The sequence below is a fragment of the Pedobacter jaeyakensis genome, from assembly GCF_054461315.1.
In genome coordinates this window covers 2089446-2115365 of sequence record NZ_CM136921.1, presented here as the reverse complement: position 1 = coordinate 2115365, position 25920 = coordinate 2089446, and the positions used below count along the sequence as shown (strand labels likewise).

The following is a 25920-nucleotide window of genomic DNA, read 5'->3' as shown; positions in this document are numbered from 1 at the left end:
CATTACCTCAACTTCCCGCATTATTCAAAAGCGAAAATCGAAACTTGATCTTTTTCTTTCATCAAACAAAAATGAACATTATGAATAAAAATATTTGCCACTAGAGCAATAATTTTGACAAAATCTACAAGTAAGAAATTATTATTCAAAGATATCATTCAGTTGTAGAGCATATACATATTGTTATCGCTTACAGAAATGCCAGGAAAAATTAAGATTTCCGTAAAACTATTGCTCCTCACAGGTATGTTGTTAGTTGGTAACTTGTATATTGCGATTGCCCAATCAAAAACATACTTAACAGGACAAAAAACAGGGAACTTTTTTGGTGGTGGGGCTGCGATTTCATTAGGTACCGGTAGCGCATCCGTAAGCGTACCTCCCCTATCTTCCCACAGTACTACAAACTTTGCTGGTTTAGGTACTACCTTCAGATTCTACTATGGTGACAATACAGTGCTCACAGGAGTAAGCACTACACCTGTGAAACTAACTGCAGCACAAGACTTAGGAGTTGTTGGATTATTAGGCGCAGGAGCAGATGTCTATATTCAGTTTCGAAATACCGGCAACTCAATTATTTCATCTGGCACAACCACATACTTTAAATTAAAAGAAAAACCAACGCTAAGTGGAGCGTCGGTAGCCGTGGGTGGTTTATTGGGATTAGTAGAAATCCAAAATATTATAGGAAGAGGTTATTCTTCATCTGGAAATTATACCCTAAACACAGCCAATACAACTGCAGGGGCCGCATACAACGGAACGGAAAATGTAGGTACTGTAGCAGGCTCTTCTGCCAATACAATCACCCGTACTTTAATAGACAAAGATGGCGAATGGTATCTTTCAGTGACCCCAGATGCAGCTTACAATTCCGTTAGGCTAAATGTTGCTTTACCATCTGACCTCCGAGTCGCTGATGTCGCCCGTAAATTAGAGGTAAATGTCTATCACGCATTTACGCAGTCGCCAGGCAACGCCTGCAGCACCCTACCTCAATTCACTAACGCAGGGGAAGCTTCAGGCATCACAATTAATTCGGGTGCTTTAGTTGGCGGCCTGGACTTGAGTCAACTTGTGGCCAACCCTCAGTATGCCATTAATGGAGTTGCGAACCAATATTCTTCCTTTTCAAGTGGACTGGCAAGCGTGGGCGTAGCAAGTAAAGTGTCACAATCGTTCTTCTATGATCACGTAGCTACAACCAATGATGGCGTTCACCTACATCTAGGAATAGAAAAAAGCCTGATCGGTCTTTCACTTGCCCAGTTAAATGGCATTAAATTCTATGCATATTCCGGTATTTCTGAAACCCCGGTATACACACAACCTCTTGGCAGCCTGATATCGCTGCTAGGACTGGATGTGCTTAACCTCATCAATATCGGAAGTACGCATAAAGACTTAGACCTGAGCATAAAGCCAGGTGTTGCTTTCGACCGCTTCAAGATTGAATTTGATAAGGGCCTGCTCGGCATTGGCGTATTGGGAGATGCATTAAGGATCTATGATGTAAGTCTCGCCCCATCAGCTCCTACAATTACAGTTCAGCCATCCACGCTAGCTGCAAGCAATGTTTGCGAAGGAGCTAGTGCAAATTTTTCCGTAACAGCAACAGTGCCGTCCGGTGCCTCGATAACAGGATATCAGTGGCAATATTACGATGGAACCAATTGGATAAGTATGGGCACAAATTCACCCACACTTAACGTAACAGCTACAACAATAGCAATGAACAACAGGCTGTTTCGTGTCAAAATAACTGGAGGCGTTGCTGGTTGTTTGCAGGACATTACCTCTAACCCTGTACCATTAACGGTTCAGCCCCTTCCTACAATTACCCTTGGCAGCAATCCCATCGTATGCCGAGGAATTGGAAGCACAAACTTAAGTTACACAGCAGTTACGGGAACTTCGCTGACTTACTCTATAACTTGGGTTTCACCGTTATTAACTGGGGTAAATAACCAGAGCCTTCCGGCGTCACCAATTACCATAAACATTCCTACCGGCATTCCTGCCGCATCATATAGCGGTTCTCTGATCATCAAAAATGCATCAGGGTGTGAAAGTTCTCCAGCACTCTTCAGTCTGGTGGTTCAGCCCAAACCTCTAACACCTCATGTAGCTGTAGAATAGGCACTTGTCAATTTAAACTAACAATATTATTTACCACTAAATCCCCAATAACATGAAAACAATTTTTACAACCCCAAAAATGATAGCTATTATGCTATTCTTGTTTGCTTCTCCATTCTTGGCAATGGCTGAAACATACCCGCTTTACATCTGCGGAGGTGCAATTGCTAATCTAAAACCCGACGCAACTGTTGAAGGAGCTTTGCTAGTTGGTGATAAGGTAACATGGCAGGAATTTACGGCTGCTGATGTCCCAATCGGCGCGGCAACTGTGCTCACTGTAGCGGTTGTCGGTACCGCTCCGGCGTTACAAACAAGTGCGGCGGCAACTGTAGGAGAGCACATTTGGAAGGTTTTTGTGACCGCCGTAAATCCAACTACTTGTAGTGGAGACGTATCAGATCCATTCAAGTTCTATGTACTACCAAATAAGACTTTAGCGCTTGCGGCACCTACTACGTCAACTTATTGCGAGAGTGTGGCTTCACCCTCATCAGCAATTGTGGCTACTCCAACTCCCGGAGCTGCATTACCTCAGGATGTAACTTACCTTTATGCATGGACCGCCTCTAAAAATGGTGCAACTGCGGTTGATGGAACTACAATTGGCACGGCTACTTCTGATGCAACTACAGGCACATTAACAGTCAACACAACGGTAGCTGGATCCTATGAAATTGCAGCAAGTGTTAAATACAAAGTACCTGCAGGGAGTACATTAAAGTCAGGAGACGGACTTGATTGTGTACAAGCAGGATCAAGTACACGAACAATTGTAGTAACACCTAAGCCTGGAAAACCATCAGTTACTTTCTCTTAGCAATTCAAACCGAGTAATTATTAAGAGCGGAATTTAGCTGAAATGACATCCCGGAAAAAAAGTCTTGTGCTGGGCATGGTGTCGTTGTTTACGGCGCCATGCTTTGCGCAATCTTCTAGTCAGCAAATTATAAAGCTTCCAGCAGGTTCGACCATAAAAATGCAGGCAAATTCCTCCAATGCAGTTAACTACCAATGGATAAAGGATGGGCAAATGTTAGAGAAGGCCAACCAAAATACATATGAAGTAAAAATCCCTGGAACTTATGCGGTAGTCACATTTAATGCCCAGGGCTGTGAGTCAGAAATATCTGACCCAATTGTATTTATTGCAGAGCCAATTACCACGTTAGTTGCCGATGTCATGATCAAAAAAACGGCTGAAAAACGATCTGTAACTGTAAATGATCCATTCGAGTATTTGTTAACTGTCACCAATAATGGCGCTGATAACGCTACTAAAATTAATGTGATCGACGTCTTGCCAGGCGCATTAAATTTTGAGAAACTCAATACGCCGAAACTTGGCTATGCAAACTATAACACCAGTACAAAAACAGTTTCTTGGCAGATAGATACGTTGGTTAACGGACAAAGTGCAGAGTTGAAGATACAGGTTAGGGCAATCACTCCGGGAATAATCAGAAATACAGCTACGGTTTCAGCGAGCGAAACAGACCCGAATAAAAATAACAATACTTCAGAAGAGGACAAATCAATCATTGGAATCGTAATTCCAAATGTATTCACACCCAATGGCGACAACAAAAATGATGCATTTGAAATACCCGGAGTTGAGAATTATGAAAATGAAGTAACAATAGTAAACAGGTGGGGCGGAACAGTTTATTATAGCAAATCCTATAAAAACGACTGGAAAGGTGAAGGCCTTAATGAAGGAACCTATTACTACGTAATCAAGCTACGGCCAGCAGGTGGAAAATGGGAAATTTACAAGGGCTATGTCACGCTATTAAGGACAAAAAAATGATGAAAAAGTTCTTTTTACTAATATTTGCAATGTATTGTACCTGTGCTACCGCACAACAAGACAGTCAGTTTACCCAATATATTTTTAACGGGATTCATATCAACCCGGCATATGCAGGAAACAAGGAGGACCTGTTTCTGCAATCGTTTTTCAGATCACAATGGGTTGGCGTTAAAGGAGCGCCTAAAAGCTTTTCTGTAGCAGGAGATCTCGCAACCAATTCAGGAAATGTTGGCCTTGGACTCATCGCTGCTAACGACCAGCTTGGGGCACAGAGCAACCTCTCCGTGTATGCAAATTATGCTTATCGGTTAAGGTTAGGATATAATGATGACTCCCGTCTCAGTTTTGGAATTGCTGCTGGATTCATGCAACTTGGCCTGGATGGAAATAAACTGTCAGCAATAGATGAAAATGATGAATCAATAGCAACTACCAACCAAAACAGAATTTTACCTGACGCCAGATTTGGTGTACTATATACCGACCCAACATTCTTTGTTGGGTTTTCTGCAACAAATATGCTGGCAAAATATGCGGCAAGAAACAACATCAGCAATCTGCTAGTCCCTGTCCCACAACCCCATTTTTATTTTACTGCTGGAGCATTATTTCCGCTAACAGAGGGTATAGACATCAAACCTACCATATTAATTAAAGATGATATCAAAGGACCTACCTCATTAGATATTAACGCTTTCGTTCTATTAAGTCAAAAAGTCTGGATTGGTACTTTCTATAGAACCGCTATTACTATATACAATAAGGACAACCTACAGGCTAACCTGACAAAAAAAAGTGCCTTAGGCGGAATGTTCGAACTATTTGTTTCTCAAAATTTTAGAATTGGATATTCCTATGATTACTCACTAAATGCACTGCGCAATTACAACTTCGGCAGTCATGAAATCTCCGCAGGAATATATATCAACAACAACCGTCACTTAAAGAAAGACAGACAACTTAGATGTTATGATTTTTAAACATTTCTAGGCTTTGCAAAGTTTAATCCCTATGTTCATAATGAAATGGAGGTACCCGAAGAAGAGGTTGTAATTATTGGGGGCGGCCTTGCCGGGTTAGTTTGCGCAATAGATCTTCTTCAAAGAGGAAAAGCTGTAACCCTTATCGAAAAAAATACATATCCAAATCATAAGGTATGTGGCGAATTTATTTCAAATGAAATACGCGCTTATTTGTCTTCATTAGCTCTTGACATTTATACCTTAAAACCGGCTGAAATCTCACATTTCACCCTATCAACTCAAAATGGAAAAACAATAAGCTGCCAATTACCTTTGGGTGGTTTTGGTGTTAGCAGATTTACAATTGATCATTTCCTTTACCAAAAAGCTTTGCTGGCGGGCTGTAAGATCATAAATGATCAAGCAGAAAACATCATTTTTTCAGAAAACAGATTTGCTGTACAAACCCAACATAACGGAGTGATCCAAGCCACTTTGGCAATTGGGGCGTTTGGAAAGAGGGCCAAGCTTGACCAGAAACTTAAAAGAAACTTTATCATCAAAAGATCCCCATGGCTTGCTGTAAAAGGCCATTACAAGGGAGAGATTAAAGACGACATCGTTTCCCTACATCTTTTTAGAGGTGGCTACTGTGGAGTTTCAAGGGTCGAAAATAATATTATAAACGTCTGTTATTTAGCTGAATATAAATATTTCAAAAAATTTAAATCCATAGCTGATTTTCAACAGCAGGTTTTGTATCAAAACCCGCAACTGAAAAACATATTTGAAAACTTTACACCGATGTTTCCTGAACCGCTCAGCATTAGTCAAATCTCATTCGCAAAAAAAGAACAGGTTAATGAACATATACTAATGATTGGCGATACTGCGGGTTTGATCCACCCGCTGTGCGGAAATGGAATGGCCATGGCCATTCACAGTGCAAAAATTTGCGCAGGCCTCTGCGCACAGTTCCTCGACGGAAATATCAAAACAAGAGGTCTGCTTGAACAGAAATATAAATCAATTTGGAAATCAAACTTTCGAGATCGATTACGTATGGGAAGAATTTTATCCACAATTATAAAAAAAGAAAAGTTATTTAATATTTTGTTACGTCTAATGGCTACATTCCCTGCCCTATTGCGAATGGTCATTAGAAATACGCATGGAAAACCAAATATATAATGCCTGTAGACACCAGATTTAGAAGTGATGCTGACGAATTAATGGACGATTTTTCTTTAGAAGGTGAAGTTTTAAAGGACGCGTTGAATAAGATTGCCGACATCAATCGGTTGCTTGGTGGAAATAAGGTTACAATAGAAGGCGTCGAACATTTGATAAAAAATAAACACAAGTTTTCCGAGATCAGTATCCTTGATGTAGGTTGTGGTAACGGTGACATGTTAAGGGCGCTGGCAAACTATGGGCTTGAAAAAGGTTATAAATTTAAGTTAATTGGTATAGATGCCAATCAGTACACCATCAATCATGCCATTGAACTTTCTAAGGATTACCAAAACATTAGTTATACATGTGCTGATATTTTCAACCAGATTAAACAAGAACGCCATTTCGATGTTATCTTATGTACATTAACCCTTCATCATTTTAAGGACGATGAGATTGTACGGTTGATTAACGGATTTAGAAAGCAGGCAATTTTGGGAGTGGTGATTAATGACCTACACAGAAGCAGATTAGCCTATTATTTATTTATGATAATATGTAGCGTTTTCAGGCTAAATAAGATGTCTAAAGATGATGGGCTGGTTTCGATCTTAAGGGGATTTAAAATGAACGACATTATGCAATATGCAGACCGTTTAAATATTGATAAACACATTCTGCGTTGGCGATGGGCATTCCGTTACCAATGGATAATTCCAACTTTATGAGCCCTGGTGCATCTGTAAAAATTAAATCTGTTTCAAAAGTCCTTCCCGAATTCTCCAGAACAACTGAAGAAATACTTCCTTTTATCGACATATGGCTCAAAGGGCAAGACGATAGGTTCATTAGAAAAGTAAAAAAAATATTTGAAAATGCAGGTGTTAGCAAGAGGTACTCCATCATGCCTCCTGCAGATGTTTTTACAAAAACCTCATTTGAAGAACGTAACGACATCTATATTCAGGAAGGCCTAAATTTATCTGCAAAATGCCTCACCAAAGGTTTGCAAAAAGCCGGTTGGAAGCCGCAAGATTTGGACTATATAATTACAGTTAGCTGTACAGGCATCATGATTCCTTCGCTCGACGCCTATCTGATCAACACTCTGGGCCTAAAGCAAGACATCATGAGATTACCTGTAACTGAAATGGGATGTGCAGCTGGAGTCTCTGGGATGACCTACGCCTTAAATTTTTTAAAGTCGAATCCCGGCAAGCGGGCTGCCGTCATCGCATATGAATCACCAACGGCAACTTTACAGCTTGACGATTTCTCGATGGCAAACATGGTCAGTGCCGCAATATTTGGAGATGGCATTGCTTGTGTATTGTTGTCTTCTCATATTGATGATGATGGTCCGGAATTGATTGCAGGAGAGATGTATCACTTTTATAACGCGGAACAAATGATGGGATTTAAGCTAACCAATTCCGGACTAAAAATGGTTTTGGATATTGCCGTTCCTGACACAATAGAATCTCATTTTCCTGATATCATACATCCGTTTTTAAAGAAACACGACTTATCTATCTCAGATATTGACCATCTGATCTTTCATCCTGGTGGTAAAAAAATAGTTCAAATTGTTGAATCACTCTTCGGGGCACTCGGTAAAAATATCGATGATACTAAAGCAGTATTAAATCTGTATGGTAATATGTCCAGTGCTACAGTGTTCTACGTACTGGAACGGATCATCGACAATAATCCGCAAAAAGATGAGTACGGCCTTATGCTTAGTTTTGGCCCCGGATTCTCAGCTCAGCGAATTTTGATAAAATGGTAAAGGAATTTGAAGCACATCAATATTGGGCCGTTATTCTTGGAGGGAGTAGCGGATTAGGGCTTGCCTCTGCCATAAAGCTTGCTGGTCATGGTATGAACATCTGCATTATCCACAGAAATACCCGTTCCGAAATGGAGCTAATTGACGCATCATTTAGCCAAATACAGGCACTTGGAGTAAAACTGCTTACGTTTAACATAGATATCCTTCAGGCAGAAAAAAGATTTGAAGCGTTAACCCAGCTAAAAAAAGAAATGGGTGAGAAAGGCCGGGTAAGGTGCATATTGCACAGTATTGCCAAAGGAAACCTGAAACAAATGCTAAATGTTAATGGTTTAGAATTGAACAATAGCGACTTCACGATTACCCTGCAAAATATGGCGCTCAGCTTGTACGACTGGGCGAAGGAAATCATTACTCTTCAGCTCTTTGCTAACGATGCCAGAATACTTTCATTCACGAGTGAAGGCAGTAAAAAAGCATGGAATAATTATGCCGCGGTATCGGCTGCAAAAGCAACCCTCGAAACACTCACCAGAAGTATGGCGTTGGAGTTCGCGCCACTTGGTATTAGAAGCAACACCATCCAGCCCGGCGTTACAGATACAAGATCGCTACGTATGATCCCTGGAAATCAAGAGTTGCTGAACTTTACACTAAAAAGAAATCCTTTTAAGAGACTAACCTTGCCTGAGGATGTAGCAAACGTTGTATTCTTATTGTGCAAAGATGAAGCTTCCTGGATTAACGGGGCTATAATTCCGGTAGATGGAGGCGAACAAATTAATTAAAAAACCTATTTTTAATCAAATTTATCAAATGAACAAAGATGAGGTGTTAACACATTTGCCATACCGAAGCCCATTTTTATTTGTGGACGAGCTGCTGGATATAAACGAAAATAGTGTGTCCGGCACTTTCACCTATGACCCGTCCATGGACTTCTATAAAGGTCACTTTATCAACTACCCCATCACTCCTGGAGTAATTTTGACAGAAACCCTGGCGCAAATTGGGTTGGTATGTCTTGGTATCTATCTCTCTGGAAGTTCGGAAAACAGACTACCCGGCCATATCATGTTAACTTCAACAGCAATAGATTTTTTAAAACCGGTATTTCCAGGCGAAAAGGTGACGGTCCAGGCAGAAAAAATATATTTCCGCTTCAAAAAACTGAACTGCAACGTCAAGATGATCAATCAAGCTGGAGAAGTTGTTTGTAAAGGCATAATTGCTGGTATGGTTACTGATAAAATGAATGACTAGCAGGGTTGTCATTACCGGAATGGGTGTGGTAGCACCAAATGGTGTGGGGATCAGCGCTTTTACCAAAGCCATAAAAGAAGGCCGTTCGGGTATTAAACGCGATCCACAATTAGAGGCTCTTGGCTTTTCTTGTCAGATTACAGGCAAACCCATTCTTACGGCAGAACAAATCAGCTCCTGTTTTTCGGAATTGGAACTCAGAAATTTCAATAGCAGTGGAATACTATATGGTGTTATCGCCGGTATGGAAGCATGGAATGATGCAGGACTCAAGCCTGCTCAAAACCGGGAACCCGACTGGCTCAGCGGAACTATCTTTGGTGCGGGTACATCTGGTATCGATAAATTTAGAGAATCCATCTATAAAATCGACGGCCTGGAGGTTAGAAGATTAGGGAGTACCGCTGTTTCACAAACCATGGCCAGTGGTATCAGTGCATATCTTGGTGGCAAGTTAGGCCTTGGCAATCAGGTCAGCACAAATTCATCAGCCTGCATTACTGGCACAGAAAGCATTTTGATGAGTTATGAGCGAATAAAAGCCGGAGCGGCGACAACAATGCTTGCAGGCAGTACGAGCGACTCTGGCCCCTTTATTTGGGGTGGTTTTGATGCAATGAAAGTATGCACCTACAAACACAATGGAAACCCTGATCAAGGATCCAGACCTTTTAGTGCAACAGCCAGCGGCTTCGTTCCGGGAAGTGGTGCCGGGGCAATGGTATTGGAATCACTGGAAAGCGCATTACAAAGGGGTGCAAAAATCTATGCGGAAATTCTTGGTGGGAATATCAACTGTGGCGGACAACTTGGAACTGGTAGCATGACAGCGCCAAATCCTATTGCAGTTCAGCGCTGTATCACAAATGCGTTAAAAGATGCTAAGGTGAATGCTATTGATATCGATGCTATAAATGGCCATATGACTGCAACATCCAAAGACTCATTAGAAATTGAAAATTGGAGTAAAGCCCTCCAAAGAAACGGTACAGATTTTCCTTACATTAATTCATTAAAATCTACTACTGGACATTGCTTAAGTGCCGCAGGAAGCATAGAGTGCGTGGCCAGTGTACTTCAACTAAAAGAAGGCTTCCTATTCCCCAATATCAATTGTTCAGACCTTCATCCCGAAATAACCAAAATTATCGACGCCAATACCATTCCTCAGGTGTTGATAAGGAAAGACCTAAATATTATTGCTAAAGCAAACTTTGGCTTTGGTGATGTAAATGCATGCGTAATTTTTAAAAAATATGACTAACGAAGAACTTATTCTAAGACTAAAACCAATTGTTTCGAACTATGCACAAAACAAGGCAGCGCTTGAAAACATTAATCAGGAAACAGACTTCATTAAGGACCTAAAAATTAACTCTGCAAATTTGGTAGATGTAGTTCTGGACGTAGAGGAAGAGTTTGATATCGTAATAGACAATGAATCGATGGAAAAAATGCTTAGTGTTGGCGCGGCGGTGGAAATTATAGAGGATAAATTAAAGGATAAATGATAGGAAATGATATCGTTGATCTGCAACAAGCAGCGCATGAAAGCAACTGGAAACGTCCTGGCTACCTCGATAAGCTATTTACAACGGAAGAACAATTTCTAATTTCCTCTGCAATTCAACCTGAAATCATGGTATGGCTACTTTGGACGATGAAAGAATCTGCTTATAAAATAGAATCAAGAAGCAATAAACTAAGAGAGTTTGCACCTGTCAGGCTCGTTTGTAACAACCTCATTATTCATGAAAATAATGCCACAGGTAATGTGACATATGGCGATCAGATTTACTTTACCAATAGCGTAATTTTAGACGAGTACATTCATACAATTGCCGCATTCACAAGCGAAGAATTATATATGGTGCGGATAGCTATCACAACACCAGTAAATGATAATTTCAGAGTCACTAACCCATCTTCTATTAGTCACCATGGAAAGTATCTTGCCCTTGCTTATGAGTAACTTGCGTTTGTAAGATTTTCTTCAATTAGCAAATTAATTATTCCATCAACCATACCAACTTTAGGTACATAAATCTGTTTAATACCTGTCCATTTCATTAACGTAATAAATATCTCGGATGCAGGAATAATTACATCGGCACGGTCTGGATTTAAACCGAAAATGCTAATTCTTTCCTTTAAGGAATGGCTGTTCAGAGAATTATATAAGCCTTTTAGTTTTAAATAAGGAAGTGGCAATCCCTCTTTCTCTTCAGACATTCTAAACAGCTTATTGATATTACCACCGGTTCCAATGCCGGCTACATTCTTTAAGTCTTTTGTATGCTCTTTCACCCAATGTTTCATCTCGTCCCAGGTTTCTTCCTTATCCTGATTATCCAAAATCCTTATAGTCCCGATATCGAATGACTTAGATGCGACCGGCACTTTATTTACAAATACAGACAGTTCAGTACTACCACCACCCACATCTATATACAAATAGCTCTTTTTCGCATCCAGGTTTTCTTCAATATGATTGGCATAAATAATATTTGCCTCACGTTGTCCTTCAATAATCTCGAGATCGAGATTAGCGTAGTCCTTTACTTTCTTTATAATTTCTGCACCATTACCTGCTTCTCGCATGGCAGATGTAGCACAAGCAAGATATTTCGACACGCCATACACATCCATCAAATTTTTAAACGCCAACATCGTCTTCTGCAAATCATCAACCTTCCTATCGGATATATGATGGTCAAGAAAAGCATCATCACCCAAACGCAGAGGCACCCTGATTAAAGTATTTTTTTTAAACTTAAAACCCTCATCGTCTTTTGAAATATCGGCAATTAACAGCCTAACAGCATTTGAACCTATATCTATCGCAGCGTATCTTAGCATTACTTTATTGGTGTTTATTTTTAAGGTAGTTATAGGTTTGAACCTGTGCCCTAATCTTTGTGCTCAAACGGTTCTTATGGTATTTGTTACTATTTGTCTTTGTTAAATCTCTGGCTTTCACGTTATCCTGAAGCTGAAATTCAATAATATCTCTTATCTCCTGTTGGGCATCGATATCTAAAACTGGGAAACCAACTTCTACTCTATGTTCAAAGTTACGGCTCATTAAATCGGCGGAAGAAAGGAACATTTCCTCTTTTCCTGCATTCCCAAAAATAAAAACCCTGGCATGCTCAAGAAACTTATCTATGATACTAATTACAGTGATATTTTCACTAAATCCTTCAATGCCTGGTACCAAGGTGCAAATACCTCTCACAATGAGTCTTATTTTAACTCCTGCATTACTGGCCTCGTATAACTTTTCTACAATACCCTCGTCAGCCAAACTATTTACCTTCAAAATCATATAAGCCGGCTTGCCTTGCTTTGCTATTTTTATCTCACGTTCTATAAGCCCGTAAATCTTATTTCTTGATTCCAATGGCGATACGATCAGGTGCTTAAAGCCTTTCGTAACTGTCTTTTTATTGAGCGCTCCAAAAAGTTTAATCAAATCATTGGTAATCTCTTTTTTAGCTGTGAAGATGCTATGATCACAATAAAGCTTGGCGGTTTTTTCATTGAAGTTGCCAGTAGCAAGGTTAGCGTAATATTTAGGCCTACCTTTTTCCATTCTTTTAACAAGGCAAATTTTTGAGTGGACTTTGTAATCTGTCAATCCATAATTGACCGCTACACCTTCTTCAAGTAGCCTACTTGTCCAGAAAATATTTGCCTGTTCGTCAAACCTGGCTTTTAGTTCTACCAGGCAATGTACTTTTTTCCCATTTTTTGCAGCGTTGATCAATGCATTGATCACTCTTGAATTTTCTGCCAAACGGTAAAGCGTAATATGAATCTCCGTAACCTTTGGATCTATCGCGGCTTCTCTGAGAAAAAGGATAATGTAGTCGTATGACTGGTAAGGTAAGTTGATGAGATAATCTCGCGCTTGTAATTTGTTAAAAATACTCTCGGTCCGATGCAGACCGGCAACCTTTAATGGAACATTAGGTGCGTATTCCAATTCCTTGCCACCAACATTTGGAAAAGCGATGAAGTCGCCAAATTTATGATACCTATTGCCCGGAATTAAACTTTCTGCTTCTATTTTCATCTTGCTAACAAGTACAGTCAGCATCTCAAATGGCATCTCTGTATCGTACAACAAACGCATGGGTTTTCCCTTTCTTCGTTTATCCAAACTAGCCTTAAGCTCATCAACAAATTTGTCGCTTACATTTTTATCAATATCCAGTTCTGCATCCCTTGTTAGTTGTATGCTGTAAGCATCAAGCACATCGTAGTTAAAAACATAGAAAATATCATCAAGACAATATTTAATGATGTCCTCCGCCAGAATAATAAACTTTAAACCATTCGTTTCCGGTAAAACAAGAAATCTTGGCAAATCCTTTGGCAGTTCAATCAATGCGTACTTCTCATTTTTCTTTGAGGAAGATCTGGAGAGCCTAACAAAAAAATAAAGGTATCGGTCCTTTAATTCTGGAAAGGGTTTATCCATATCCAGCATGATTGGAACGAGATTAGAAAGTATCCTATCTCTAAAATGGTTTCTTACAAATTCTCCCCTTGAAACATTGAGTTGTGTTTCATTAAGAATAAATATCCTGTTTTGTGCAAGCTCATTAATTAGTGTCGCCTGAAACAATTGTTCGAACTTCCGCTCTTGTTTTACAACAATATTTTTAATCTCATTAAGTACTTTTTTTGGATTGAAACCTAAAAGCTCCTTTGCCTTATCATTCAAGTTAGCCAACCTATTCATCGTTGCTACCCTCACCCTATAAAATTCCTCCAGGTTGGAAGAAAATATAGACAAAAATTTAATCCGCTCAATTAAAGGGACGGTTTCATCCGCAGCTTCTTGCAAAACCCGGTCATTAAAATATAACCAACTGATTTCTCTATTTAAAAAAGGTGCTTTTTTTTTCGTCATTGATGAATTAAAGATCAGGAAACCCTGTGCATCAAAACTGCGATATTTATTGTTAAGTAATTGTTAATTATTACCAAAAATACTACCCAGAAATTAATACCGTTATTTTGATTGCGTGTTAGTTTTAGTTGCTGGCTTTTTAACTGGAGTCGTCTTAGCTGGTGCTGCTTTAGTTGCGGGTTTAGGCACCACTTTCTTAACAACTTCTTTCACAACTTCTTTGGCTTCTGAAACCGCAGCTTTCTCAACCTTCACAACTTTATCAACAGCTTTTTGGACTGGTTTCGCTATTGCCTTAGCTGCTTTCTCTTCTGTTTCTATCGCAGCAACTTTAACACTCTGAACCACCGGCTTTGCCTTCTTAACAGCCTTCTCTACTACTTTTTTAGCATTCTTAGTGCCCTTCAGGGCCGACTTCTTAATTGCCGCTGCTTTTTTTTCTACCTCTGGGTTGGTCGTAACTTCTTCAATCTTTTCTTCCACCGCACTTTTCACTTCTTTAAACTTCTTCGACAATTTTTTTGCAACAAACTTACTCACCAATTCAATTTCCTTCCCTACTTTTTCAGCGTCCTGACCAAAGTGCTTCACCACCTCAAATAACTTTGCAGTAAGGCTTTGTTCAAGTTCCTTTTTTACCGCCTTTTTCGCGTCTTTTTTTTGTGCTTTAGGTTTATTGGTTTTCATATTTGTATATTTAAATTTTAAAATTATTAGACTTTTAATTAGGTCAAATTACATCTAAATCTAACATAATTTTTACCATAAAGCTATAATCATGCCCACTTTTGATATTGTCAGCAAAGTTGATGCACAAACGTTTGATAACGCGATGAATAACGCGAAAAAAGAGATCCTTAACCGCTACGATTTCAACACTTCAAAAAGCACCATTGATCACGATAAAAAAACGAATCAAATCACCATCGTAACCGAAGATGACATGAGATTGAAAGCTATCGAAGATGCTATTATTTCCCGGATGATTAAGCAAGGGCTTGATGCCAAAAGTTTAGATTTTGGAAAAGAGCAATATGCTTCAGGAAATATGATAAGAAAGGAGATTTCCATAAAGGAAGGTCTGGACAAAGAGGCGGCAAAGAAAATCGTAGCAAAAATTAAAGCCAGTGGTTTAAAAGTACAGGCCTCGATAATGGATGACCAGGTTAGGGTTCAAAGCAAAAATATCGACGATCTTCAAGCCGTAATTTCTTTATGCAAAAAAGAAGATTTCGGCCAACCCTTGCAATACATTAACATGAGAAACTAATGGTTGAGATTTCTGATAATGGATTTATTTTTTCTGACGATAAACAGAAAATAGACGCAGTTGCGGTACACCATTACCTAAGCATGCAATCCTACTGGGCACAAAATATTCCAATGGATACGGTGAGACGTTCTATAGATAATTCACTATGTTTTGGCATTTATAAAGATACCCTACAAATTGGATTTGCCAGATGGATAACAGACAAAGCAACATTTGCCTGGTTAGCGGATGTTTACGTTGAAGAAATCTACCGCGGTCAAGGGCTATCTAAAAAGTTGATGTCTCTGATGTTGTTTCATCCGGATTTACAGGGATTGAGACGTTACATGTTAGCAACATTGGATGCTCACGGACTTTACGCTCAATTTGGTTTTGAAACTATGGAACATCCTGATAGATTAATGGGAATTGCCATTAAAGACCCCTATAAGGAATACTAAATTTAAACGGTTTTCACATCATCCTCACTGTAGTCCTTTATGTCTGTGATGTATCCATTAATGATTAAAAAGTCAAACAAAGGTCTGGCATCAGGAGTTACTGGCATATTCGCAGTAGTAATTACCTCATTCGTTTTTTTATCCAAAAAGGGATACGCAAACAGTTTAACGTTTTTACTAAACATGTCACTTACATAGCTCAAAAGCTGACTGGAATAATTCTCACCAAAATTGGTAGAATTAAACACAAATTTCAGGTTATTGATATTCGTAGAGATTCCAACACTTTTTGGGCGACAACGGTCAAGATATTTTGCAAGCTTATTGTGCCTGGCAAAGTTCGATACAATAACTTTGTTTCCTGTATTACACATTTCCTCTGCACGCTTCGCTACTGCCTCCAAATCGATATCTTCAGGCAATTCATCATCACTGGATAAAACGTTAGACATCAGTACTTCAATCAAAACACTTAGATTTTCTTTTTGCACATTTTCCGTGCGCTCAAATTGATCTACCGCTTTATTAAGCATACTAAAGTTCGGGTTGGATTTCTGAAGATATTTCGTCCTCAAAATCATAATGTCTTTCTTATAAAGTAGGTCTTTCGGTAGTCTTGGTTTACTGCTCGCGTCAAATATAGCAGCATCAGAAAAATCCTTCACGATCAGATAAAGGTTTAGCAGTATGTTATTAATATTTTTAAATGCAGGTCCGTTAACAGAGATCAAATCGATTTCCACAGAACCTATTGTTAAGTTATCCGCTAACGACTCGATCATCGTTTTGGGATCGTTGTAATAATAGAATGCAGCATATACAAGATTCACTCCTATAATGCCCAATACATTCTGTTGTAAAGCAGCATCGGTATCAAGCAATCTAACATGAAAAAATATTTCATTTGGCTCCCCTTCAGGCTCTACCTGAAATTTCAAGCCAATCCAACCATGCGGATCATTAGACTTGTTATAATTCAGCGTAGTTACTGTATCCGCAAATGCGAAAAAAGTTCGGTCATCATACTTTTCCCCACTTAATCTTTCAGTAAGCAAGCCAAATTCATGATTTAACATCTTCAATAAACGCGACTGGCTTACATATCTCCCTGATTCCTCAACACCGTAAATGGCGTCGCTAAACGTCATATCGTAGGCCGACATCGTTTTAGCCACCGTACCTGAGGCTGCTCCTGCTGTAAAAAAATTACGAGCAACTTCCTGTCCTGCTCCAATCTCCGCAAATGTTCCATAGATTTTGGGATTTAAGTTTATTTTGAGGGCTTTGCGTTTGGTGTCAAGGATTTCTCTTTCCATGCTGCAAAAATAGCAAAATCAGCGGATATTATTATTCTGGATCGTATCTTAGTATCCGGATGCTGGAAGTAAAAAATCTCAAGATACAATTCCTGAACAAGGAAAACAGGTCATGGCTAACTGCCGTAAATGATATCAGTTTTAATGTTGGCAAAGGTAAAGTTCTTGGCATCGTGGGTGAATCCGGCTCAGGAAAATCCGTCACTTCCTTTTCTATCATGAGGCTGCTTGACCCATCGTCTGCAGATGTTTCAGGACAAATTGACTTTGAAGACATTGACTTACTGAAAATCTCAACTGAAGAGATCAGGAAGTACAGGGGCAACAAAATTGCCATGATCTTTCAGGAACCAATGACCTCACTCAACCCTGTTTTTACCTGCGGAGAGCAGGTAAAGGAGGCGATCATCTTGCACCAGCGTGTCAATAAATCAATATCGATTCAAAAGACAATTGCACTTTTTAATGAAGTGCAGCTGCCGCGACCGGATCAAATTTTCACCAGCTATCCACATGAGCTATCAGGCGGACAAAAGCAACGGGTAATGATTGCTATGGCTTTAAGTTGCAATCCTGAGTTACTAATAGCAGATGAACCAACAACGGCTCTTGATGTAACAGTTCAAAAAACCATTTTGGAGTTACTATTACGTTTAAAAAAAGAACGTGGGATGGCGATGATTTTCATCTCGCATGACTTAGGCGTGATCAGCGAAATTGCAGATGAAGTCGCCGTGATGTATAAAGGCGAGATCGTGGAATATAGCTCCGCGAGCGCACTGTTTAAAAACCCACAACACCCTTATACTAAAGGTTTATTAGCCTGCAGGCCTACACCTGACAGGCGATTAAAAAAATTACCCGTCGTAGCAGATTTCTTAAATGATGAAAAAGACCAGTCAGTAAGTCACCTCGTTGCTGAAAATACTTATTCTGATATTGAAATAAGTACACGCAGGGAACAGCTTTACGCACAGAACCCCTTGCTCAAAGTAGCTGAGCTTTGCACTTGGTATCCCATTAGAAAAGGATTATTTGGCAAGGTTACAGATCATGTTAAGGCGGTAGACCAGGTTTCATTTGAAGTTTATCCTGGTGAGACTTTGGGACTCGTCGGCGAATCTGGTTGCGGCAAGACTACACTTGGAAGAAGTATTTTACGTCTCGTAGAACCTACCTCTGGTGAATTAATTTTTGAAAACAGAGAAATCAGGTCCTTGGACCAAAAGGAACTTAAAGCACTAAGAAGAGATGTGCAAATCATTTTTCAAGATCCCTATTCTTCTTTAAATCCGCGTCTTAGCATTGGTAGTGCACTGATGGAGCCCTTGCAGGTTCACCACCTGTTTGAAAATGACCAAAAAAGAAAACTGGTAATTCTAAACCTATTGGAACGCGTGGGATTAAGTGCCGATCATTTTAACCGTTATCCACACGAGTTTTCGGGCGGGCAGCGCCAGCGGATTGTCATCGCAAGGGCACTCGCATTACAACCCAAATTCATCATTTGTGATGAATCTGTTTCTGCACTCGATGTCTCCGTACAAGCGCAGGTTTTAAATTTGCTCAAACAACTGCAATTGGAATTAGGACTTACCTACATCTTCATCTCTCACGATTTATCTGTAGTAAAACACATATCAGACAGGATGATGGTCATGAACAACGGCAAGATTGAGGAGGTAGGATTTCCAGAAGATGTTTACTACAATCCCAAAACTGCCTATACACAAAAATTGATCGCCGCAATTCCTGGCCACAATCCAAGCGGCAACTAACCAGTCATTGTCGCTTCCGCTCCCTCGCCGCTTCCTTCTTTATTCGCTTTCTTTAAAGTGGCAGATAACCTGATCAGAGCAGTATTTATTGCACGCCTTATTTCCCTTTCTTTGATCTTATCGTAATGCTTCAATAGCACCATTGCTTTGAATATCACCACATCTTTATTGATCTCGAGCGTCTTAACAGACAAACCGCCAGGAACAATGTTTGCAGTATAGCCTTCTATTACCTTATTCAAATGATTTTCCAAATACTCTGGTGTATAACCATTCTCTAAAGCCATATCAAACTCCACAGATAATTTCTTCGTGTTTTGTTTAGATTGGTTAATGATCACAGAACTAAACGCAATGGAATTGGGCACGATGACCATATCACTATCCTCATTCTGAAGAATCATATTGATCAAGGTGATATCTAGTATTTTCCCCTCATTATTCCCCAACTTGATATGATCACCCAAGGAAAGTCGATCGGAAAACATGATAATTAAGCCATTGATCATATTGTTGATATACTCTTTAAAAGTAACCGCAATTGCTGCCGCTACAATCGATACACTAAAAATGAACTCTTTAGGGTCAACATGAAAAAGTGTAATCACAGCAATAACAAGAAAAACGGTGTTAAAGATGGACACGATCCTGTTTATTCCAAGTATAAAATTGTCTTTGATATTGTTTTTAAAATTATGCTTTCGAATATACCAGTAGATAACTACCAATCTCAATGTAGAAACGGCTAAACTAGGCCCAAGAAAAATCATAAGTGCTTTGGCAATACTTTCTATTCTTGTTTTGGCTATCATTCCAACGCCCGGATTGAAGTCGTACAACACTTGCTGATTGATGTAGAAATAGACAAGTATACCGAAGATTAGCGCCTTAAATCCTATCATCAGCAATTCTTTTCCAGTTTTTCTTTCTCTGTCTTCAATCATTTATTCTATCAATATTTAGTTAACTAAATTTGGATTCTGCACCAGCTAAGGTACAAAATACAACAATCTATCACTTCAATTTGTTACCTTCGATTGATTCATATTTTAACTATGGCAAAAAAGAAATCTTCTCATTTGGAAGTCGTACTGACTCAATTGATCAGTGACGTTCTGGAGAAAAGCAACAATGAAGCCTTAAATTACAAGCAGGTTTCGGCGAAATTAAATATTACAGACCCTGCATCAAGGGAAACCATATTAGAGGTCCTAAAAGAACAAGTAAAAAAAGGCGTCTTTGTAGAACCTGAAAAAGGCAAGTTCAAATTTAAAGACCTCAAAACATTTGTTACTGGTAGGGTGGACATGACAGCGGATGGATCAGCATTCGTGATACCAGATGATGAATTTGAGAAAGACATATTCGTAAGCGCGCGCAAACTACACAATGCCTTGAATGGTGATAAAGTAAAGGTCTACATTTTTGCTAAAAAAAGCGGGAGAAAGAACGAGGGAGAAGTCATTGAGATTATCCAGCGTGCAAAAACAGACTTTGTTGGGGTCATCAAAATATCAGACAGATTTGCTTTTGTAAATATAGACGATCGCAAAATGCTTCATGACATCTTCGTTCCCCTAAGTGACTTAAATGGTGCTAAGAATGGGCAAAAGGTTCAGGTAAGCATCACAGACTGGCCTGAAGGTGCGAAAAATCCAATTGGAAAGGTCTCTACAATTCTCGGAGAACAAGGCGAGAACAATACAGAGATGAATGCAATTCTTGCTCAGTATGGCTTTCCATTGGAGTTTCCAAAGGAAGTAGAGCGTGAAGCAGAAGCCATTCCGGAGACAATTTCTGAAAAAGATATGGAAGGCAGGCGCGATTTCAGAGAGACCATCACATTTACAATTGACCCTGCTGACGCAAAGGATTTTGATGATGCAATTTCCTTTAAAAAACTTCCAAACGGAAATTATGAAATTGGCGTACACATCGCAGACGTTTCTCATTACGTTACACCAAAAAGCAACCTGGACAAAGAGGCCTATGCCAGGGCAACCTCAGTATATCTGGTAGATAGGGTGATTCCAATGTTACCGGAAAGATTAAGTAACGGAGTTTGCTCGCTACGCCCCAACGAAGATAAGCTATGCTTCGCAGCCGTATTTGAACTTGATGAACAGGCTAATATTGTAACGGAATGGTTCGGAAGAACAGCGATACATTCAGACAGAAGATTTAGCTATGAAGAAGCACAGGAGGTTATCGAAAATAAATCCGGGGATCATGCTGAAGAATTGCTTAAACTCAATGAACTGGCTTATATCCTGCGCGACAGGAAGTTCAAAAATGGCGCAATTAGTTTTGAAAGTACAGAGGTAAAATTCAAACTGAACGAAAAAGGAAAGCCATTAGGTGTTTTTGTTAAGGAACGAAAGGATGCGCATAAACTAATTGAAGACTTTATGTTACTCGCCAACAGGCGTGTGGCAGAATTCGTGGCGAAGAAAAGCAAAGGCAAAAAGAAGTTGACTTTCGTTTACCGGTCGCACGATTCCCCAAACCTCGAGAACTTGGGTAACTTTGCGCTTTTCGCAGCAAGATTCGGCTATAAGATCAATATGAAGACCGATAAAGAAATCGCAAAATCACTCAATTACCTAATGGAGGATGTAGAAGGCAAAAAAGAACAGAACGTCCTTACCCAACTGGCCATCCGGTCCATGGCAAAAGCCATCTATACCACTAAGAAAACCAGCCATTATGGATTGGCTTTTGATTACTACACACATTTCACCTCTCCTATCCGCCGTTATCCCGATGTAATGGTTCATCGTCTCCTGGCGGCCTATCTAAACAATGAGAAATCTGCTGATGAGGACGAATATGAAAATGCAGCCTCACATTCCTCTGCTATGGAGAAACGCGCTGCTGATGCAGAACGCGCCTCCATTAAATATAAACAGGCAGAATACCTGGAAGAGAACGTAGGCAATATTTTCTTGGGCATCATTTCTGGGGTTACAGAATGGGGGATGTACGTCGAGATTATTGAAAACAAATGTGAAGGAATGATCAGACTAAGAGACATTTCAGACGATTTCTATGTTCTGGATGAAAAGAATTATTGCATCGTTGGTCAGCGCAAAAAGAAAAAATACCAGCTGGGCGATGAAGTAAAAGTTAAAGTTAAAAAAGTAGACCTGGCCAAAAGACAAATAGATTTCACTTTAATCCAAGATTAGTAACAGTAAAGAATGCATTCTCCATCAGAGCTTTTAAAGCACATAGAGCAGTCAATAACAGAAACACAATATCCAACATATCCAGCTTCATTATATGAACCTATAAGCTATATAATGAGCTTAGGTGGCAAACGCATCAGACCTACAATGCTGCTTATGGCTGTCGATCTTTTCGAAGGCTCTATCACCGCAGCTTTACCGGCAGCGCTCGCTATTGAAACATTTCACAACTTCACATTGGTGCATGATGACATCATGGATAATGCTCCATTGAGAAGAGGTCAGCAAACTGTACATGAAAAGTGGGGCGATAATACCGCCATTCTAAGTGGCGATGTCATGATGGTTGAGGCCAATAAGCATTTGACAAATGTTAATGTCGACGTCTTAAAACCCGCACTGGATACCTTTAATGCTACTGCACAAGGTGTATGCGAAGGTCAGCAACTGGACATGGAGTTTGAAAAGCGTGATGATGTCATTATTCCGGAATATATTGATATGATCCGATTAAAAACCGCAGTACTCCTTGGTGGTGCTATGAAACTTGGTGCGATAGTATCGAATGCCAGTGTTGAGCACGCGGAATTGATCTATCAATTTGGAGAAAATCTAGGGATTGCATTTCAATTGCAAGACGACATCCTGGATGTATATGGTGATCCTGCTAAATTTGGAAAGCAGGTAGGTGGTGATATCATATCAGATAAAAAAACTTACCTCAGATTAAAACTACAGGAACTTGCAAGCGAAGAAAGCCGAACTACATTGCAGGAAATGTCACTGAATGCAGATCACAACCTTAAAGTTGCAAATATTACCGCCCTTTATGACCAATACAACATCCGGGAACAAGCTGAGGCAGTGATGAGAGAGTATTTGGATAAAGCTTTCAAAGCTATGGATGAAATTAATGTGGAGTTGAGTCGCAAAACTGAGCTTACAACAATTGCCAATCAATTGATGAACAGGGAATATTAACTATACACAAAAAACAAAAAAGCCCTTAACATATAATGTTAAGGGCTTTTTCATAAATGCTTTTTAACTATTCTGCAGGTGCAGCTTCAGTCTCAGTAGCTTCGGCTTCTTTTGCTTCTGCCTTAACCGCTTTCTTAGCAGGTGCTTTTTTCGCAGGTGCTTCCTCAGCAACTACAGGCTCCGCAACTGGTGCTTCAGCTTTTGCAGCTTTAACAGCAACTGGCTGCTCAGCAACAACTTCTTTAGCTACAGTAGAAGGAAGAACAGATACATAAGATTTGTTATCTTGCTTCTTTCTGAAGATTACAGTACCATCAACCAAAGCAAATAAAGTATGGTCTTTACCAATACCTACTCCTTTATCAGGATGATGTTTTGTACCGCGCTGACGTACTAAAATGTTTCCAGCGATAGCTTCTTGTCCACCAAAAATTTTGATACCTAAACGTTTGCTATGCGACTCGCGTCCGTTTCTCGAACTACCGGCTCCTTTTTTATGTGCCATGTTTTATATTTTATAAACTACCTTTTGGGTAACTTGAGTTTAACAATAATTATAAACTGATACCAGAGATCTGGATTTTAGTGAAATACTGACGGTGTCCGTTTTTCTTTTTGTAACCTTTTCTACGTTTCTTTTTGAAAACGATCACTTTGTCACCTTTCAAATGAGACACGATCTTAGCTGAAACTGTAGCACCTTTTAATAAAGGAGCGCCTACAGAAATGGTACCACCATCTTCAACCAACAATACATTGTCAAATTCAATACTAGCGCCTTCATCTCCTTGTAAACGGTGTACAAAAAGGTGCTGGTCTTTTGCAACTTTGAATTGCTGTCCTGCTATATTTACTATTGCGTACATTGTTAAATATTTATTATTTTAAATTGTTTATTTTTAACGAGGTGCAAATATAGAATTTACTTTCTAAATACACAAACCAAATCTTATTATTTCCCGTAGCGTTCCTCTGCATCATTAATGCTCTGTGTAATGAGTTTCTGCATTTGTCCGGCAACATCTCTCAATTTCGGCATTTCGCTGTAATCTGTCATATAAATAACCTTCTTAGATTTACGTTTATAGTTAAATTGAATCTCGTACCTTAAAACCTTATCAGATTTTAAGTCTTCCCCTTCATTGGCAATTACTTCAGGAAAGTTCCAAAGGCCAAGCTCATTCGCCTTATTGTGCAAATAAATAATGTCATTATGCCTTAATTTAACATTAGTTTTAACTAAAGAATCTTTGTCATTTACGTATTGATAATTTCCGGTTGCAGAATCGTAAGTGTTCTGCAAATCTTTTCCTACACCCCACTTAAATTGCAGAGATACAAACTCCTTAGATCTAAACTTGGCATTTCTAAGCATTGGTGTGTAATAGATCACACAGTAAATGATAAACGGTACAACTATAGTTAGTGCAAGGAAGATTTTTTTACCCTTAAAAGTCATTTGATAAGTATATAATTTGAAATATTTTAATCTAGTGATTCCGTTAACTCGCCTTCCCACTTGCTTACCACAGCAGTAGCAAGGCTGTTTCCAATAACGTTTGTTGCAGATCTTCCCATATCCAATAACGGGTCAATACCGATCAACAAGGCCAATCCAGCTTCTGGTATATTAAATGTTGCTATCGTCCCTGCAATTACTACCAATGAAGCCCTTGGCACTCCCGCAATCCCTTTACTGGTCAGCATCAAAATCAACAGCATCGTAATTTGTTGCTCAAATGACAAGTGGATGCCGTAGGACTGCGCAATAAACAATGAAGCAAATGTCATGTATAACATTGATCCATCCAGGTTAAAAGAATAGCCCAAGGGCAAAACAAAACTTACAATTTTATCTTTGCAGCCAAATCGTTCTAACTGCAACATGGTTTTTGGATATGCCGCTTCACTGCTCGCAGTGCTAAAAGCCAGCATCACCGGCTGTTTCATTCTATTGATCAGCGTAAATACTCTTCCTTTTAAAACCAGAAACCCAATCAGGATCAACAACAACCAAAGCATGAGCATAGTAGTGTAAAACTCACCTATAAATAAGGCATATGTAGACAATACACTTAAACCTTGCTTAGCCACAATAGCGGCCATGGCGCCAAAAACAGCAAATGGTGCAAAGTTCATGACATACCCAGTAACTTTCAAAATCACATGGGCAACACTATCAAAAAAAGTAATGATCACTTGTCCCTTCTCTCCAATCGCGGCGGTTGCAACTCCAAAAAATAAAGAAAAAACCACAATCTGCAAGATCTCATTTGTAGCCATCGCCTCAGCCATACTCTTCGGGAAAATATGGGAGATAAAATCTTTTAGTGACAATGCAACTTTATGTATACCTGTATCAACATTACTTGGCGGCAATGGCAAATGCATCGCTTCCCCCGGCTTAAAGATATTTACCATGATCATCCCCAATACCAATGATAATAGTGACGCACTCAAAAACCAAAGCATGGTTTTACCACCAATCCGACCGACCGCTTTAATGTCGCCTACTTTTGCCACACCTACTACCAAAGTTGTAAATACCAATGGAGCAACAATCATTTTTATTAAACGAAGAAATATGTCGCTTAACAAGGTAAGCGGCTCCAGCTTCTTTTCCCTTAGCGTCTCATTGTCCTTCCTTGTTTTCTGCGCCTCAACTTTCTCCGCCTTTAGCGCAGAATAATTTACCGCATTGGTATCACTAAGCTTCAAAATCTGCCCATCGATAATCTTTACCCGTAAATCGGCACTCGCAATATTCTCATTATAGGTGGTAAATGAGCGCACATTTAAATAGTACCCTAAAGCAACTCCAAGAACGAGTGCAAGGAAGATAAAGAACGTTAGGCGGTTATTTTTCGACATTGAT

The 25920-nt window shown here is 39.5% G+C and carries 26 protein-coding genes; 17 read left to right on the top strand and 9 right to left on the bottom strand.

From position 1 onward, the window contains the following. The first annotated feature begins 198 nt into the window (after positions 1–198). The 12 genes from ACXZ1K_RS09470 to ACXZ1K_RS09415 are packed head-to-tail and all read left to right on the top strand — an operon-like array spanning position 199 to position 11120. Positions 199–2142: a hypothetical protein gene (locus tag ACXZ1K_RS09470; RefSeq protein WP_458973143.1), complete on the top strand. Its 1944-nt coding sequence runs from the start codon at positions 199–201 to the stop codon at positions 2140–2142. A gap of 52 nt (positions 2143–2194) precedes the next feature. Then, entirely contained in the window at positions 2195–2962 is a 768-nt protein-coding gene (locus ACXZ1K_RS09465; RefSeq protein ID WP_458973142.1) for a hypothetical protein, read from the top strand. A gap of 42 nt (positions 2963–3004) precedes the next feature. Further along, on the top strand, positions 3005–3952 hold the full coding sequence (locus ACXZ1K_RS09460; protein WP_458973141.1) for a T9SS type B sorting domain-containing protein: 948 nt from the start codon (positions 3005–3007) through the stop codon (positions 3950–3952). Then, positions 3904–4935 (top strand): PorP/SprF family type IX secretion system membrane protein, encoded by a 1032-nt coding sequence (locus ACXZ1K_RS09455; protein ID WP_458973140.1) that lies wholly within the window; start codon positions 3904–3906, stop codon positions 4933–4935. Before ACXZ1K_RS09460 ends, ACXZ1K_RS09455 begins: the two co-directional genes overlap by 49 nt. A gap of 45 nt (positions 4936–4980) precedes the next feature. Next, positions 4981–6108, top strand: a complete 1128-nt coding sequence (locus ACXZ1K_RS09450; RefSeq protein WP_458973139.1) for an NAD(P)/FAD-dependent oxidoreductase — start codon at positions 4981–4983, stop codon at positions 6106–6108. Further along, positions 6108–6821 (top strand): methyltransferase domain-containing protein, encoded by a 714-nt coding sequence (locus tag ACXZ1K_RS09445; RefSeq protein WP_458973138.1) that lies wholly within the window; start codon positions 6108–6110, stop codon positions 6819–6821. Before ACXZ1K_RS09450 ends, ACXZ1K_RS09445 begins: the two co-directional genes overlap by 1 nt. Further along, positions 6800–7882, top strand: a complete 1083-nt coding sequence (locus tag ACXZ1K_RS09440) for a type III polyketide synthase (RefSeq protein ID WP_458973137.1) — start codon at positions 6800–6802, stop codon at positions 7880–7882. Before ACXZ1K_RS09445 ends, ACXZ1K_RS09440 begins: the two co-directional genes overlap by 22 nt. After that, positions 7876–8673 carry an SDR family oxidoreductase gene (locus ACXZ1K_RS09435; RefSeq protein ID WP_458973136.1) on the top strand — a complete coding sequence of 266 codons (798 nt, stop codon included), beginning with the start codon at positions 7876–7878 and terminating at the stop codon, positions 8671–8673. The genes ACXZ1K_RS09440 and ACXZ1K_RS09435 overlap by 7 nt, the downstream gene beginning before the upstream one ends. Positions 8674–8701: 28 nt before the next feature. Beyond that, positions 8702–9148 carry a 3-hydroxyacyl-ACP dehydratase FabZ family protein gene (locus tag ACXZ1K_RS09430; protein WP_458973135.1) on the top strand — a complete coding sequence of 149 codons (447 nt, stop codon included), beginning with the start codon at positions 8702–8704 and terminating at the stop codon, positions 9146–9148. Continuing rightward, positions 9141–10412, top strand: a complete 1272-nt coding sequence (locus ACXZ1K_RS09425; protein WP_458973134.1) for a beta-ketoacyl-[acyl-carrier-protein] synthase family protein — start codon at positions 9141–9143, stop codon at positions 10410–10412. Before ACXZ1K_RS09430 ends, ACXZ1K_RS09425 begins: the two co-directional genes overlap by 8 nt. After that, a complete protein-coding gene (locus ACXZ1K_RS09420; RefSeq protein ID WP_458973133.1) occupies positions 10405–10659 on the top strand; it encodes an acyl carrier protein in 255 nt (84 codons plus the stop codon). Before ACXZ1K_RS09425 ends, ACXZ1K_RS09420 begins: the two co-directional genes overlap by 8 nt. Continuing rightward, positions 10656–11120 (top strand): 4'-phosphopantetheinyl transferase family protein, encoded by a 465-nt coding sequence (locus ACXZ1K_RS09415; RefSeq protein WP_458973132.1) that lies wholly within the window; start codon positions 10656–10658, stop codon positions 11118–11120. The genes ACXZ1K_RS09420 and ACXZ1K_RS09415 overlap by 4 nt, the downstream gene beginning before the upstream one ends. On the opposite strand, the gene ACXZ1K_RS09410 is transcribed toward ACXZ1K_RS09415, so the two are convergent. The 3 genes from ACXZ1K_RS09410 to ACXZ1K_RS09400 form a co-directional block, all read right to left on the bottom strand. Beyond that, complete coding sequence (locus ACXZ1K_RS09410; protein ID WP_458973131.1) at positions 11111–12007, bottom strand: Ppx/GppA phosphatase family protein; 897 nt, start codon at positions 12005–12007, stop codon at positions 11111–11113. The genes ACXZ1K_RS09415 and ACXZ1K_RS09410 overlap by 10 nt on opposite strands. Before the next feature lie 4 nt (positions 12008–12011). Continuing rightward, positions 12012–14069, bottom strand: coding sequence for a polyphosphate kinase 1 (gene ppk1, locus ACXZ1K_RS09405; protein ID WP_458973130.1), 2058 nt, complete (start codon positions 14067–14069; stop codon positions 12012–12014). A 102-nt stretch (positions 14070–14171) separates the two neighbouring features. After that, positions 14172–14756 carry a hypothetical protein gene (locus tag ACXZ1K_RS09400; RefSeq protein ID WP_458973129.1) on the bottom strand — a complete coding sequence of 195 codons (585 nt, stop codon included), beginning with the start codon at positions 14754–14756 and terminating at the stop codon, positions 14172–14174. A gap of 91 nt (positions 14757–14847) precedes the next feature. On the opposite strand from ACXZ1K_RS09400, the gene ACXZ1K_RS09395 reads away from it, so the two are divergent. Both ACXZ1K_RS09395 and ACXZ1K_RS09390 read left to right on the top strand, forming a co-directional pair. Next, positions 14848–15339, top strand: a complete 492-nt coding sequence (locus ACXZ1K_RS09395) for a YajQ family cyclic di-GMP-binding protein (RefSeq protein WP_458973128.1) — start codon at positions 14848–14850, stop codon at positions 15337–15339. Then, complete coding sequence (locus ACXZ1K_RS09390) at positions 15339–15782, top strand: GNAT family N-acetyltransferase (RefSeq protein ID WP_458973127.1); 444 nt, start codon at positions 15339–15341, stop codon at positions 15780–15782. The genes ACXZ1K_RS09395 and ACXZ1K_RS09390 overlap by 1 nt, the downstream gene beginning before the upstream one ends. A gap of 2 nt (positions 15783–15784) precedes the next feature. Here the strand turns inward: ACXZ1K_RS09390 and ACXZ1K_RS09385 are convergent, their stop codons facing one another. Next, positions 15785–17098 (bottom strand): nicotinamide mononucleotide adenylyltransferase, encoded by a 1314-nt coding sequence (locus tag ACXZ1K_RS09385; protein ID WP_458973126.1) that lies wholly within the window; start codon positions 17096–17098, stop codon positions 15785–15787. A gap of 59 nt (positions 17099–17157) precedes the next feature. On the opposite strand from ACXZ1K_RS09385, the gene ACXZ1K_RS09380 reads away from it, so the two are divergent. Next, on the top strand, positions 17158–18876 hold the full coding sequence (locus ACXZ1K_RS09380; RefSeq protein ID WP_458973125.1) for an ABC transporter ATP-binding protein: 1719 nt from the start codon (positions 17158–17160) through the stop codon (positions 18874–18876). On the opposite strand, the gene ACXZ1K_RS09375 is transcribed toward ACXZ1K_RS09380, so the two are convergent. Further along, positions 18873–19820: a mechanosensitive ion channel family protein gene (locus ACXZ1K_RS09375; protein WP_458973124.1), complete on the bottom strand. Its 948-nt coding sequence runs from the start codon at positions 19818–19820 to the stop codon at positions 18873–18875. The genes ACXZ1K_RS09380 and ACXZ1K_RS09375 overlap by 4 nt on opposite strands. 111 nt (positions 19821–19931) lie before the next feature. Here ACXZ1K_RS09375 and rnr point away from each other — a divergent pair, with 111 nt between their 5' ends. Both rnr and ACXZ1K_RS09365 read left to right on the top strand, forming a co-directional pair. After that, positions 19932–22064, top strand: coding sequence for a ribonuclease R (rnr, locus tag ACXZ1K_RS09370; RefSeq protein WP_458973123.1), 2133 nt, complete (start codon positions 19932–19934; stop codon positions 22062–22064). A 12-nt stretch (positions 22065–22076) separates the two neighbouring features. Beyond that, positions 22077–23045 carry a polyprenyl synthetase family protein gene (locus ACXZ1K_RS09365; RefSeq protein ID WP_458973122.1) on the top strand — a complete coding sequence of 323 codons (969 nt, stop codon included), beginning with the start codon at positions 22077–22079 and terminating at the stop codon, positions 23043–23045. A gap of 67 nt (positions 23046–23112) precedes the next feature. Here ACXZ1K_RS09365 and rpmA read toward each other — a convergent pair whose 3' ends face one another. The 4 genes from rpmA to ACXZ1K_RS09345 all read right to left on the bottom strand — a co-directional run bounded on the left by rpmA (position 23113) and on the right by ACXZ1K_RS09345 (position 25916). Next, positions 23113–23550 (bottom strand): 50S ribosomal protein L27, encoded by a 438-nt coding sequence (gene rpmA / locus ACXZ1K_RS09360; protein ID WP_458973121.1) that lies wholly within the window; start codon positions 23548–23550, stop codon positions 23113–23115. Positions 23551–23599: 49 nt separating this feature from the next. After that, a complete protein-coding gene (rplU, locus tag ACXZ1K_RS09355; RefSeq protein ID WP_457288126.1) occupies positions 23600–23911 on the bottom strand; it encodes a 50S ribosomal protein L21 in 312 nt (103 codons plus the stop codon). 86 nt (positions 23912–23997) lie between these two features. After that, positions 23998–24504: a hypothetical protein gene (locus ACXZ1K_RS09350; RefSeq protein WP_458973120.1), complete on the bottom strand. Its 507-nt coding sequence runs from the start codon at positions 24502–24504 to the stop codon at positions 23998–24000. A gap of 26 nt (positions 24505–24530) precedes the next feature. Next, a complete protein-coding gene (locus tag ACXZ1K_RS09345) occupies positions 24531–25916 on the bottom strand; it encodes a dicarboxylate/amino acid:cation symporter (RefSeq protein ID WP_458973119.1) in 1386 nt (461 codons plus the stop codon). Positions 25917–25920: the final 4 nt, after the last annotated feature.